7 protein-coding genes are annotated in these 13,631 nt (G+C 74.0%); 3 read left to right on the top strand and 4 right to left on the bottom strand.

Annotated features, from left to right (window positions below; genetic code table 11):
* The first annotated feature begins 4 nt into the window (after nt 1-4).
* Genes C8054_RS02730 through C8054_RS02720 form a run of 3 tightly spaced genes read left to right on the top strand, consistent with a single transcriptional unit; the run spans nt 5 to nt 4,873 of the window.
* The gene (locus tag C8054_RS02730; protein ID WP_107155077.1) at nt 5-1,801 is read left to right on the top strand and encodes a carbamoyltransferase C-terminal domain-containing protein; all 1,797 of its coding nucleotides are present in this window, start codon (nt 5-7) and stop codon (nt 1,799-1,801) included.
* Nucleotides 1,791-3,590: an anthranilate synthase family protein gene (locus tag C8054_RS02725; RefSeq protein WP_107155076.1), complete on the top strand. Its 1,800-nt coding sequence runs from the start codon at nt 1,791-1,793 to the stop codon at nt 3,588-3,590. Before C8054_RS02730 ends, C8054_RS02725 begins: the two co-directional genes overlap by 11 nt.
* Nucleotides 3,575-4,873 (top strand): hypothetical protein, encoded by a 1,299-nt coding sequence (locus C8054_RS02720; protein WP_146179838.1) that lies wholly within the window; start codon nt 3,575-3,577, stop codon nt 4,871-4,873. The genes C8054_RS02725 and C8054_RS02720 overlap by 16 nt, the downstream gene beginning before the upstream one ends.
* Here C8054_RS02720 and C8054_RS02715 read toward each other — a convergent pair.
* The 4 genes from C8054_RS02715 to C8054_RS02705 are packed head-to-tail and all read right to left on the bottom strand — an operon-like array spanning nt 4,838 to nt 13,546.
* Nucleotides 4,838-6,385: an amino acid adenylation domain-containing protein gene (locus C8054_RS02715; protein WP_158273789.1), complete on the bottom strand. Its 1,548-nt coding sequence runs from the start codon at nt 6,383-6,385 to the stop codon at nt 4,838-4,840. The genes C8054_RS02720 and C8054_RS02715 overlap by 36 nt on opposite strands.
* The gene (locus C8054_RS31920) at nt 6,382-7,143 is read right to left on the bottom strand and encodes a hypothetical protein (RefSeq protein WP_158273788.1); all 762 of its coding nucleotides are present in this window, start codon (nt 7,141-7,143) and stop codon (nt 6,382-6,384) included. Before C8054_RS31920 ends, C8054_RS02715 begins: the two co-directional genes overlap by 4 nt.
* A gap of 14 nt (nt 7,144-7,157) precedes the next feature.
* Complete coding sequence (locus tag C8054_RS02710) at nt 7,158-10,091, bottom strand: type I polyketide synthase (RefSeq protein ID WP_107155073.1); 2,934 nt, start codon at nt 10,089-10,091, stop codon at nt 7,158-7,160.
* Entirely contained in the window at nt 10,088-13,546 is a 3,459-nt protein-coding gene (locus C8054_RS02705) for a non-ribosomal peptide synthetase (RefSeq protein WP_107155072.1), read from the bottom strand. Before C8054_RS02705 ends, C8054_RS02710 begins: the two co-directional genes overlap by 4 nt.
* Between the last annotated feature and the right edge of the window lie 85 nt (nt 13,547-13,631).

Below are 13,631 nucleotides of genomic sequence, written 5' to 3'. Positions count from 1 at the left end.
TGGCATGATCGTCGTCGGGTTCAACGGTTTCACACGGTCCGCGGAGCTGTTCGGTCGCCTGTACCGGCGCTCGGGCCTGGACCGGTACCGGGTGCTGGGGCACGACGCGGCCGTCGCCGTGGTGGTCGACGGCGAGCTGGTCGCCGCCGTGGAGGAGGAGCGGCTCAGCCGGGTCAAGAAGACGTCGGACCTGCCGGTCAACGCGCTGCGCTGGGCCCTGCGGGAGGCCGGCGTCGAGCTGGCCGACGTGGACCGCTTCGCCTTCCCGTGGAGTTTCACCGCGGAGGTCTGGGCGACCGAGCGGGCCGGGATCCTCCGGTCGGCCGCCGCCGAGCAGGAGCGGGCCGACCGCCTGGCCCGGCTGGAGGAGCTGCGCACGACGCTGCTGACGCCGGAGGCGATCAGGGCGGACTTCGCCGCGCGGACCGGCTTCACCATCCCGCCCGACCGGCTCCGGCTCGTCCCGCACCACCTCGCCCACCTGTCGTGCGGCTACCACACGGCCGGCTGGCGGGACGCCGCGTTCCTGGTCAGCGACGGGCGAGCGGAGCGCTACTCGTCGATCATGGGAGAGATCCGGGACGGCGAGGTGACGATCCTGGCGGACGCCACCGTCGACATCGCCAACAGTCTGGCGCTGCTCTACAGCAAGGTCACCCGCTATCTCGGCTTCGTGCCGAACAACGACGAGTACAAGGTCATGGGGCTCAGCGGCTTCCATCCGCCGCTCGGCGCGGACAATCCGCTGCTGCGCGAGGTGGTCACGCTGGAGGACACCGGCGGCTATCGGCTGCGGGTCGGCAACCCGCTGCTGGACACCCAGGCGTACTACCCCTTCTTCGACCAGATCTTCGAGTGCGCGGGCGACCGCACCGACTGGCACTTCCGGTGCCGGGTGGCCCGCGCCGTCCAGGACACGGTCGAGGTGGTCACCCGACACCAGGTGGCGGCGCTCGAACGGCGGACCTCCGCGCGGCGGCTGATCATCGAGGGCGGCCTGGCGCTGAACTGCGTGAACAACACCAAGCTGCTGGAGGGCTCCCGGTTCGAGGACGCCTCGGTCAGCTTCGGCGCCAGCGACCCCGGCGTGACGATCGGCGCGGCGGTGTACGCGTCGCGGGAGCTGGGTCGTCCGGTGCGCCCGTCGGGCCTCCCCTACCTGGGGCCGAGGTACACCGACGACGACGTCCGTGCGGCCCTCGCCGCGGTGGGCGACCGGGTCGAGTGGCGTGAGCTGGCCGAGGACGAGCTGTTCACCGAGGTGGCCAAGCTGCTCGTCGACCCGGTGGTGATCGGCTGGTTCCAGGGCGCCGTCGAGTACGGCCCGCGCGCCCTCGGCAATCGCAGCATCCTGGCCAACCCCGCGTTTCCCGATATTCAGGACGTCATCAACATCCGCGTGAAGCGGCGGGAGCCGTTCCGACCGTTCGCGCCGGTGCTGCCCGCGGCCTCGGCGCCGCGCGTCCTGGAATTGGGCAAGAAGAAGGCCTCCCCCTACATGACATTCGTCTTCCCGGTCCGGCCCGAATACCGGACGCTCGTTCCGGGCGCCGTGCACGTGGACGGCACGGCTCGCGCCCAGACCGTCGACGAGGCGGACAATCCGCTGCTGGCGGGCCTGCTGCACGCCTTCGAGCAGGTCACCGGCGTGCCGTGTCTGATCAACACTTCGTTCAACGTCGCGGGGCAGCCAATCGTCGGGTCACCGGCCGATGCGCTAAGCTGCTTCCTCGATACGGAAATCGATTACCTGGTGCTACACCACTTTCTGATCAGCAAGGTGGCTTCCGGTGAGTCTTGACTTTGTCGGCCCTTATTGCCTCATTCATTCCGAGGGCAAGGTCAACTACGCCCGCGGCGAGGCCGTGCGCTCCTGGTCACTCGCCGAGGTGCCCCGCCCGGCCACGCACCCGGTGTTGACCATGGTGCCCTACGCGCAGCTGCGCGAGCGCGGCTACGTCTGCCACGACGACAACGAGCCCCTCGTCTCCCTGGTGCCCAGCGAGTTCCGTGAGGTCGAGCTGGACTCGTTCGCCGACGCGCACGCCGACGTCCGGGTGGTCTCCGACCCCGTGCACACCCCCGGCGACGAGGAGTTCGCCGCCCGGATCGACCGGGTGATCAAGGAGGAGATCCAGCGCGGCGAGGGCTCCAACTTCCTCATCTCGCGGCGCTGCGACGTGACCATCGGCGACTTCGGGCCCGACGTCGCGCACACGATCTTCGCCCGGCTCGCCCGCAACGAGATCGGGGCGTACCTGACGTTCTGCTTCTTCGACGGGGAGCGCTACTTCATCGGGTCCTCGCCCGAGCGGCACCTGACCTACCGTCGTGGCACGGTCACGATGAACCCGATCTGCGGCACGCTGCCGCGGGCGGCGCTGCAGAAGCGGGCCGACCTCATCGAGTTCCTCTCCGACCGCAAGGAGGTGAACGAGCTCTTCCAGGTCGTCGACGAGGAGCTCAAGATGATGTCGCGGATCTGCGGCGAGGGCGGCGTCGTGCACGGGCCGTACCTGAAGGAGATGAGCGCGCTCGTCCACACCGAGTACGTGCTCGAGGGCAGCGCCACCATGAGTCCGCTCGACGCGTTCCGCGAGTCGATGTTCGCGGCGACCATGGTCGGCAGCCCGCTGGAGAACGCCGCCCGGGTCATCCACCGTCACGAGTCCGAGTCCCGCGGATACTACTCGTCGGCCCTGATGCTCCGTGGTCTCGAGGACGACGGCCAGGAGTGGCTGGACAGCGCCATCACGATCCGGACGATGGCGGTGGACACCGACGGCCACGCCGTGATCCGTAGCGGCGCCAGCGTGGTGCGCGACTCCGTGCCCGAGAAGGAGTGCCGTGAGGTCCGCACCAAGGCCGAGGGGCTGCTGAAGGCGATCACCACCGCGGAGCCGCCCGGCCCCTTCCTCGACCGGTTCGTGGACGACAAGGTCATGGAGGTGCTCAACAGCCGCAACCGCTACCTGTCGCGCTTCTGGATCAACAGGCAGTTCGACGACCGGTACGCCGCGCCCGAACTCATCGGCCGTTCGGTGCTGATCGTCGACAACGAGGACCAGTTCACCGAGATGCTCAAGCACATCCTGGAGCACCTCGGGCTCAAGGTCACCATGCGCGACTACCGGGAGTCCGGCATCGGCCTGACCGGCTACGACCTGGTGCTGGTCGGGCCCGGGCCCGGCGACCCGAACCAGCTCGACGACCCGAAGATCGCCCAACTGCACCGCATCGTGGGCGACCTGATGGCGGCCGGCACGCCGTTCCTGGCGGTCTGCCTCGGCCACCAGATCCTCTGCCGGCTGCTCGGCATGACCGTGCACCCGGTGGACCCGCCGCTGCAGGGCGTGCAGGAGACCGTCGACCTGTTCGGGCGGGCCGAGCCGGTCGGCTTCTACAACACGTTCTTCGCCGACGCCCCGGCCGAGGCCCCCGCGGGGGTGACCATCGCGGTGGAGCCCGACGGCCGGGTCGTGGCGCTGCGCTCCGAGGGCTTCACCAGCTTCCAGTTCCACGTCGAGTCCGTCCTCACCACCAACTGCATCACCATCCTCCGGGAGGCGCTGTTGTGGCTGTTGACCTGAGCCTGCCGTTGTCGGCGGGTTACGGCGATCTGACGCTGCTGGTCTGCGGGCTGTCCACGGACGGCACACGCGAGCGGTACCTCTTCGTCGACCTGGGCGCCCGCACCGTGCGGGAGACCACGATCGACATCGGTGACCTGCGTGCCCGCCAGCTGGCGGTGCTGCGGGACCGGCTCGGCGACGGCCCGGTGCCGTACGGGCTGGGCCGGCTCGAGGACCTGCTCTCGTACTTCCTGCACCCGCACAGCTTCGTGCAGACCGCGGACGGCGAGGTCGTCGTCTCCTTCAAACAGGCGCCCTACCTGCGCCGACTCGGCCGCGACGGCGGCTCGCACCTGTGGCCGCCGGCGACCGAGCTGGACTTCGCCGCGATGCAGAGCTCCACCAAGTGCGAGGTGGAGCCGGGCGTGATCGGGTTCGCGATGACCGACACCGAGGACCGCCTGCGCCGCTACCACGACCCGGAGCAGCAGTTGCGCAGCAGCGCCTGGCGCTACGACCTGCGCACCGGCGCGGCGAGCCGGCTGGGCGACCTGCCCGAGTTCGCCTGCGACACCATCCACGAGCTGGAGGCTTCGCCGAACGGGTTCATGGTCGGCGTCGACATGGACCTGTCGGTGCGCCCCGGTCCCGACGGCCGGGTGCGGGGCACCGACGGCGGCAGCTTCGACGTCGCGCGGTACGCGGCCAACGAGTTCCCCACCGGGCGATTCGTGGTGGCGGACGAGAAGCTGACCCGCGCCTCGGTGCACACCACCGGCGCGAGCTGCTCCGCGCACGTCGACGTCGACCTGGACGACCCGAACGTCTTCTACGTCTCCTGCAACAACATCTCGAAGTGGCAGAACAACGTCGTCGTGCACGGGCCGGGCGTGCTGGAGCGGTGGCGGTACCAGGACGGCGCGGCGGTCCGGGAGGCGGCCCACACCGGGCCGACCTTCCTGCGCATCACCTCGCAGCAGCTGTTCCACCGCGACGGCCGACAGCTGATCGCGGTCACCGGCTTCCCGAACCGGCTGTTCGTCCTCGACCCCGCCGACATGTCCACGGTGGTCGACCTGGAACTGTTCGCGCACGAGCCGGTCCAGCCGCCGTTCATCTGCGCCAAGAACAGCCAGTCGCCGCTCTACCTCGCGGTCGAGCCCGGCGGCCGGTACGTCTTCATGACCGGCGCCTCGACGCTCTTCGTCGTGGACCTGGACGAGGGCCGGGTCGTCGAGCAGGTGCCGTTCTGCGAGCCCGGATCGCTAATGGCCACCGCCCACATCGGGTTCGTGCGCTGACGGACGCCGGCGTCGTGGTGGTTCCGGCAGGGCCCGTCGATCCAGCTTGCCGTTCGCGGTGAGGGGGAGGGCGTCCAAGCGCACCACCCGGGCCGGCACCATCGACGCGGGCAGCCGCTCGGCGAGATAGGTGCGCAGGTCCCGCTCGCCGGGGCCGTCCGGCGGCCCCACCACGTAGCCGACCAGACGTTCGGCGCGTCCCTCGTCCCGGCGTAGCACGACCACGGCACCGGTCACCGCCGGATGCCGACGCAGTGTCTCCTCGATCTCGCCCGGCTCGATCCGCTGCCCGCGCAGCTTGATCTGGTGATCGAGCCGACCGAGGAACTCCAGCATCCCGCCGGGCAGCCAGCGCACGAGATCGCCGGTCCGGTACAACCGGGCGCCGTCGCCGAAGGGATCCGCCGGGAACCGTTCCGCGGTGAGACCCGGTTGGCCGAGATATCCCCGTGCCAGGGCATGGTCCCCACCCAGGTGAAGCTCCCCCGGCACGCCCTCGGGCACCAGGTTCCCGTCCGCGTCGAGGACCCGCACCACGACGTTCGCGATCGGCCGCCCGATCGGCACCGAGGCACCGTCCTCCACCGGGCGGCACGGCCACCAGGTCACGTCGATCGACGCCTCGGTCGGCCCGTACAGGTTGTCGATCCGGGCCCGGCTCCGCGCCCGGAACCGGCGCACCGCGGCGGGCGGGAGGGCCTCACCGCTGCAGACGACAAGCCGCAACGCGTCGCACCCGTCCCAGCCGGGCTCGTCGAGCACCGACTCCAGCATGGACGGTACGAAGTGGACGACGGTGATCCGCTCCCGCCGCATGACGGCCATCAGGTATTCCGGGTCGCGCTGCCCGCCGGGCCGGGCCATGACCAGACGGGCGCCCTGCGCGAGCGGCCAGAACAGCTCCCACACCGACACGTCGAACGTGGCGGGGGTCTTCTGCAGGACGGCGTCGGCGCCGGTCAGGGCGTACTCGTCCTGCATCCACCGCAGCCGGTTGACGATGCCGCGGTGCGGCACGGCGACGGCCTTGGGGCGCCCGGTGGAGCCGGAGGTGAACAGGACGTAGGCCAGCCCCAGGTCCGAGCGGAGTGGCACCGGCGGCACCGGGACGCCCGCGCGCAGCTCGGTCGCCGAGACCGCCAGCACGGGACGGCTGCCGGCGACGGCCTCGGCCGCGGCCTTCAGCTCGGGTTCGGTCAGCACGAGGACCACGCCGGCGTCGTCCAGCATGCCGGCCAGTCGGGGCGCGGGATCACCCGGTTCCAGGGGAAGGTACGCGGCGCCGCTGAGCAGCACCCCGAGCAGCAGCACCGGGAGCCGGGCCGAGCGTTCGGCGTGGACCGCCACCACGGCGTCCGGTGCCACTCCCGCCGCGGTGAGCAGCCCGGCCACCACGCCGGCCTGCCGGACGAGTTCCTCGTACGTCAGCGACTCACGCTCGTCCACGACGGCACACGCCCCGGGGGTCCGGTCGGCCTGCGCCAGCACCAGCTCGGGCAGGAACGCCGTCACCGGGCCACCGCCGTCGGTTCGGCCAGCGCGGTCAGGGCGGCCCGGGTGGCGGGCGCGGTCGGCATCTCGTCGGCGGACAGGTCGAGCCGGAGCGTCTCGACGCCGGGGTGCTCGCCCGTGTAGTCCCGGCTGGCCAGCACGACGTCGGCGGGCCGGGGCGGCACCGGGTCCGCGGACGCCGAGAGCAGCACGTGCAGCCAGGCCACGTACCTGTCGACCAGTTGTTCGCGGGTGTCCTGGCGTTCGTCGTCCGGCAGGTCGTTGGCCCGGGCGAACGCGTCGAGGTCGTCGTCCAGCGTGCTCGTGATCACCGCGAGGGCCCGGGCCGGGTCGGCGTCGAGCGGTACCGCGGCCGGCTCGCCCTCCCGCAGGGTGGCACGGAAGGCGCGGAAGTCGTGCGCCACGGCACCCCGATCCTGCCAGGTGGGCTCCACCAGGACGAGCGGCACGCCGGTCCGCTCGGCGGTGCGGATGGCCGTCGGCGCCGCGCTGCAGTAACCCACGATCAGGGCCGGGCGTACGGGCAGCCGACGCACGGCCGCGGCGTACTCCTCGGCGAGGTCGGTGGTGGCCCGGAACCCGGGCCCGCCCAGGAGCGTCTCGACCGGGTCGGCCCGGTACACGGGCCGGTCGTGGGGCGCCGAGGCCAGCAGCTCACCGAGCCCGGCCCCGGCGGCGATGCGGATGAAGTCGATGACGACGAGTGGTGCGCCCGGACCGTCCGCGAGGACTTCCAGGGTGGGCGCCGGTGCGGTCACTGTCTCTCCCTGTGTCACTGGTTCGCGCCGGCCGGCAGGCGGTCGAGCGCCGCCCGGGTCAGCCCGCGCACGGTAGGGTCCTGCGCCAGGATGCGCAGCGGCACGCGCACGCCGCACCGCTGCCGCAGCCGGCTGAGCATCCGCACGGCGACCAGCGACTCCCCACCCAACGCGAAGAAGTCGGAGTCGGGTGCCACGTCGGTCGCCCCGAGCAGGTCCCGCCACGCCGCGATGATCTCCCGTTCCACGGTGGCGGCGGGCGTCTCGGGTTCGGCCGGCTCGGCGGGCGGCTCCGCAGCCGCGGTGTCCGCCGCCTCCTCCCCCGCCGCCGGCTCGGTGAGGTCGACCCAGTGCCGGACGCGTTCGAAGGGGTACGTCGGCAGCGGCACCCGCCGGGCGTCCGGGTCGAGCCGGAACGCGGCCCAGTCCGGCTCGACGCCGGCGGTCCAGGCGGTCCCGAGCGCTCGCAGCAGCGCCGGCAGCGCGGCGGTGCCCGGCTCGGCCGGCATCGTGGGCGCCACCGGCACCCGTCCGCCGCCCGCCGCCCGGACCAGCGCGGTCAGCGCCCGCCCCGGCCCGACCTCGAGGACGACCGGGTGGCGCGTGGTCAGCAGCTCGGCGGCGGCCTCCCGGAACCGCACCGGCTCGCGCAGCTGCCGTACCCAGTGCTCCGCCGGACGGGTCGCGCCCTCGACCACCGACCGGCCGGTCAGCCCGCAGTGGACGGTGGTGGTGACCGGGTGGTGCGGCACCGCGCCGACGACCGCCCGGAAGTCGTCGAGGACGGGGTCGAGCAGGCTGGAGTGGAAGCCGTGCGCGGCGGGCACCGGGCGCACCCGGAGGCCGGCGGCGGCGCACCTGTCGGTCAGCTCCCGCACCCCGGCCGGCGAGCCGGAGACGACGGTGACGCCGGGGGCGTTGTCGGCGGCCACCTGCACGTCCGGCGGCAGCAGCGCGGCCACCCGGTCCCGGTCGGCCAGCACGGCGGCCATCCGGCCGGGCGGGGTGCGCTCCACCAGCCGCCCGCGTTCCGCGAGCAGCGCCAGGGCGTCGGTCAGGCGCAGGCCGCCGGCCAGGCAGAACGCGGCGTACTCGCCGACGCTGTGCCCGATCATCCGCTGCGGTCGCAGGCCCCAGTCGAGGAGTTGGGCGCCGAGCGCGTACTCCACCAGGAACAGGGCGGGCTGGGCGATCGAGGGACGGGCCGCCCGGTCGGCGGCGTACGGGTCCAGGAGCGCGGCGCGGACCGCATCGGCGGTGCCCGCGGGCAGTGCGTCCAGCCCGGCGTCGAGCCGATCGCGGACGCCGGGCAGCCGGGCGTGGAGGTCGGCGGCCATCCCGGGGAACTGGCTGCCCTGCCCCGGGAAGGCGAACGTGAGCGTCGCCCGGCGGGGCACGACGACGGGCTCCGCATCGGTGCCGAGCTGCCGCAGCAGGTCGGCGCGGTCGGTGGCGACGATCGCCCGCCGGACCGGCCAGGCGGTACGGCCGACGCGGCTGGTGTGCGCGACGTCGGCGAGTGCCCACCCGGGTGCCGCCGTCAGGTGGTCGGCGAGCCGCCGTGCCGCCGCCCGTACCGCCTGCGGGGTGCGCCCGCTCAGCACGACGAGGTCGACGTCCGGCGCGGGCCCGGACGGGTCCGGGGCCGGGGGCGCCTCCTGGAGGACCACGTGGGCGTTGGTGCCGCCGATGCCGAACGAGCTGACGCCGCCCCGGCGCGGCCCGCCCCGCGCCGGCCAGGGCTCGGCCGTCGGGTTGACGCGCAGGCCGGCGTCGGCGAACGGGATGTCGGGGTGGGGTCGGTCGTGGTGCACGGTGGGCGGCACGACGCCGTGGCGCAGGGCCAACAGCATCTTGATCATCCCGGTGATCCCGGCGGCGGCGTCCAGGTGGCCGAGGTTCGGCTTCACCGACCCCAGCAGGCGTCCGCCCGCCGGCCCGCCCGGCCCCAACGCCGCGCCGAGGCCGGCGACCTCGATGGCGTCGCCCATCTCGGTGCCCGTGCCGTGCGCCTCCACCACGTCGACGTCCGCCGGGTCGAGGCCGGCCCGGGCCAGGGCCATGCCGATCACCTCGGCCTGACCGGCGACCGCGGGCGCGGTGTAGCCGACCTTCGCGGCCCCGTCGTTGTTGACCGCGGAGCCGAGCACCAGCCCCAGGATCGGATCGCCGTCGGCCAGCGCGTCGGCGAGGCGTCGCAGCACGACGATCCCGGCGCCGTTGCCGGCCACCGTGCCGGCGGCGTCGCGGGAGAAGGCCCGGCAGTGCCCGTCCGGCGCGCCGATGCCGTTCGGTTCGTAGCGGTAGCCGCGTTGCTGCGGGGTGCTGACCGTCGCGCCCCCGGCCAGGACCAGGTCGGTGTCCCCGCTGTGCAGGCTCTCGCAGGCCAGGTGCACCGCGACGAGCGAGGTCGAGCAGGCCGTCTGGACGCCGATCGCCGCGCCGCGCAGGCCGAGACGGTACGCGATCCGGGTCGCGGCGTGGTCCTTCTCGTTCCCGATGATCATCGGGAGGGCGCCCAGCTCGGCGAGCAGGTCCGGTCGCCCGAGCAGATGGTTCGTCAGATAGGTGTTGACGCCGGTGCCGACGAAGACGCCGATGCGCCCGGGTTCCCGGCCGGGCGGGTGGCCCGCGTACTCCAGCGCCTCCCACGCGCACTCCAGCAGCAACCGGTGCTGGGGATCGGTGATCATCGCCTCCCGGGGCGGGAGACCGAAGAAGGCGGCGTCGAAGTCCTCGATGCCGTCGAGCACCCCACGCACCGGCACGTAGTCCTCGTCGTCGCGCTCCGGTTCGGGGACGCCGGCGGCGGCGAGCTGCTCCGGCGTGAACCGGGTGAGCAGCTCCCGGCCCTCGACCAACGCGTCCCACAGCTCGTCGAGCGACGCGACGCCGGGAAAGCGGCCGGCGACGCCCACCACGGCGACCGGTTCGCGTCCGGCGCTCACCGCGTCGCCGCCGTGGTCGCCGGGCCCGCGCCGCGCAGCCAGCCGGCCAGCGAGTCCACGGTGGGGTGGCGGTAGAGGTCCAGCAGGACGATCGACCGGTCGGGCAGTCTGTCCCGCAGCAGCCGGTGCACCCTGGCCAACTGCAACGAGTCGCCGCCCACCTCGAAGAACGGCTCGTCGAAGTCGAAGTCGTCGTCGCCGAGCACGGTGGCCCAGACCTCGGCGATCAGCGATTCGAGGTCCTCCGCCGGTGGGCCGGGCGGCGCCGGGGCGTGGTGCGGCGCCGGGGCGTGGTGCGGCGCCGGAGCCACCTGCTCCTCGACTCTGCGCAGGATCGCCCGGGCGTCGACCTTGCCGTTGCTGGTGAGGGGAAGCGCGTCGAGCAGCACCCAGCGTTTCGGCACCGCGTACGCCGGCAGGCTCCGCGACACCGACGCGCGCACCTCCTCGACGAGACCGGCCTCCGGCGGGGCGACCAGCGCCGCCACCAGGAAGCGGCCGTTCTCCGCGTCGCCGGCGACCACGACCGCCGCGTCGGACACCAGTGGGTGCGCCGACAGCCGGTGGGTCACCTCGTCCTGCTCGACCCGGTGGCCGTCCAGTTTGACCTGCTGGTCGCGGCGACCCAGGAAGCGCAGTCGACCCTGCTCGTCCCAGCGCACGAGGTCACCGGTCCGGTAGCAGCGGGTGCCGTCGCCGAGCGACCGGAACGCCGCCGCGGTCCGCTGCGGATCGTCCAGGTAGTCCAGGGCCAGCCCGGCGCCGACGGCGCACAGCTCGCCCACCGCGCCGGGCGGCAGCAGCTCGCCGTCGTCGTCGACGACGAGGACGCCGGTGCCGCACACGGGCCGGCCGATCGGGACGTCGTCCGGCAGCTCGCACGGGTCGTCGACGTGGTGCACGGTGGTGAAGACGGTGTTCTCGGTGGGGCCGTAGCCGTTGGTGACCCGCAGCCCCGGACAGGCCCGCAGCACGGCCGCGACCTGCCCGGCCGGCACCACGTCGCCGCCGGCGAGCAGTTGCCGGAGCCCGCCGAACGCCGCCGGGTCGTAGTCGGCGAGCACCCGGAACAGGCCGGCGGTCAGCCAGGCGACGGTGACCTCACGCTCGGCGAGGAAACGGGCCAGCTCACCGGGGTGCGGCACCGGGCCCGGGAAGATCTCGACCCGGCCGCCGGTGAGCAGCGGGACGAACAGCTCCATCGTGGACGCGTCGAAGGCCAGCGGTGCGAGCCGCAGGAAGCCGTCCCCGGGCTCGGACCGGAACACGTCGGGGTCGTGCACGAGGCGCAGCACCGCGGCGTGGGTGATCCGGGCGGCCTTGGGCTCGCCCGTCGACCCGGAGGTGAACGCCAGGTAGGCGACCCGCCGCGGATCGGCCGGCGCGGCCACGGGAGGGACGGCGACGCCGGCGGACCGGGACGGCCCGCCGAGGGCCGGGCCGACCCCGGCGAGCCGGGCGATCCGCGGATCACCCACGACGGCGGCGGGGCGGCACCGGGCCAGCTGCGCCGCCACCCGCTCGTCCGGGGCGTCGGCATCGAGGCCGGTGTACGCCGCCCCCAGCCGCAGCGTCGCCAGCACGGCCACCAGCTCGGCGGTGGCGGGCGGGGTCGCCACCACCACCGTCGACCCGGCCGTCACCCCGGCCTCCGCGAGGTCGGCGGAGAACCGCTCGGCCAGGTCGAACAGTTCGGCGTACGTGGTGCTGCCCTCGGGGCCGCGCACGGCGATCGCCCCGGGTCGCCGGCGGACCTGCTCCGCGAACGCCTGCCACAGCCCGGTCACCGGGCCGGCGTCCGGGTTGGCGTCCGGGCCGCGACCCCACTCGTCGAGCCGGGCGCGCTGCCGCTCGGACATCCCCCGGACCGTCCGGAGCGGCAGGTCGCGGGCCTGCGCCAGCGCCAGCAGTGTCGCCTCGAACGCCTCGGCCAGTTCCGCCGCGCCGGCCGGGGAGAGCGCCGCCAGCCGGTGCTCCAGCGCGAACCGGGGGCGCTCCCCCCAGGCCTGGAGGTAGAGCATCGCGTCGAAGACCGAACCCCCGTCGTGACCCTCGTGGACGGTCGCCGTCCCGGCGGGTCCCGGCAGCGCGGCGGGGATCAGCTCGTCGTGGGCGGCGAACCCGATCTGGACCAGCGGGTTGCGGTCGATCGCCCCGGCCGCGCCCAGCTCGGACACGAGCGCTTCGAACGGCAGCTCGGCGGCGGCGACCGCGTCGGCGAGGGCGTCGGCCACGGCGGGACCCAGCGCGCTCGCGGGCGCGTCGTCGTCCCACCGGCAGCGCACCGGCACGACCCGGGTCGCGAGGCCGACCATCTCGGCCAGCTCGGCGGTCGGGCGGCCGGCGGCCGGCACCCCGACGAGCAGATCGTCGACCCCGCACCGGCGGCCCGTGACCAGCGCCCACGCGGCCAGCAGCACCGCGGGGCGGGTCACGCCGGCGTCGCGCGCCAGGTCGTCGCACGCGGCGGTGGCCCCGGGCCCGAGCGTGAAGGTCAGCCGCGAGCCCGGGCGACCCGGCCGACCGGTGGCGCCGGGCCGACCGGGCAACTCCACCACCTGCGGCGCACCGGCCAACTGGCCGGCGCGGTGCCGGCGCAGCTCGTCGGCGGGGCGGGCGTGTGCGAGCAGGACGTCAGGGGGGACGCCCGGCTCGGCCGGTGGCACGGTGCCGCCGAGGTAGGCCGCGGCCAGTTCCCGCAGCAGCAGCCCGACCGCCCAACCGTCGAGCAGGGCGTGGTGGGCCAGCAGCGAGACGACGTGGGCCCCGCCCCCGGGCAGCTCGGTCAGCAGCCACTCGGCGGGCGGCCGACGGAACGGGTCCAGCCCGGACGCCAGCTCGGCGAGGTGGGCGTGGGCGGCCGCGACCGGGTCGCCGTCCGGGGTGTAGTGCCCCTGTTCCCGCAGCACCGGACGCCACCGGCGCAGGACGCGGCGCCCGGGTTGGTCGGCGTCGGCGTCGAACACGGTGCGCAGCGTCTCGTGGCGGGCGGTCAACGCGTCCAGGCAGTCCCGCAGGTGGCGGGCGCGGGCCGGACCCGGGCAGCGGAGGCTGAACAACAGGCGGTAACCGACGCCCGGCCACTGCTGCTCGTGCACCAGCATCGCGTGCTGCGCGGGCAGCAGGGGACGCCGGTCCGTCGCCGGTCGCTCCCGTCGCCCACCGCGCTCCAGCGGCCCGCTGCGGCCGAGCGCGGAGACGAGCGGCCCGGGACGCAACAGGTCGGCGAGGTCGATCCGCAGGCCGAGCTCGCGCTCGGCCCGGGCGACCAGCCGCATCGCCCGCAGCGACGTGCCGCCCAAGGCGGCGAAGGATTCCCCCGAATCAGCGGGAAACCGATTCTCGGAAATGCCGAGAACATCGCGGGAAAGCTCAAGGAGGGCAGGGGAAAATGCATTTTCCAAGACGTCAGAACCCCCGTTTTGACGACGCCTGCGCGAGTGCGGGCCTCCCATTGAGAGGCCCGCACCGGACCGTAGCACGCGACCGCAGCGCCGAGCAATCCACGCGGGTCAGTGTCCGCGGCGCGGATGCGGAGTG

Source organism: Micromonospora sp. RP3T (assembly GCF_003027925.1).
Classification (GTDB): domain Bacteria; phylum Actinomycetota; class Actinomycetes; order Mycobacteriales; family Micromonosporaceae; genus Micromonospora.
The sequence above is the reverse complement of the archived record's forward strand: the minus strand, read 5'-3'. Positions and strand labels throughout refer to the sequence as shown.

Bases quoted from the DNA above. Each gene is read 5' to 3' on its own strand.
- C8054_RS02730 (WP_107155077.1), top strand. From the start codon at position 5: ATGATCGTCGTCGGGTTCAACGGTTTCACACGGTCCGCGGAGCTGTTC.
- C8054_RS02705 (WP_107155072.1), bottom strand. From the start codon at position 13,546: ATGGGAGGCCCGCACTCGCGCAGGCGTCGTCAAAACGGGGGTTCTGAC.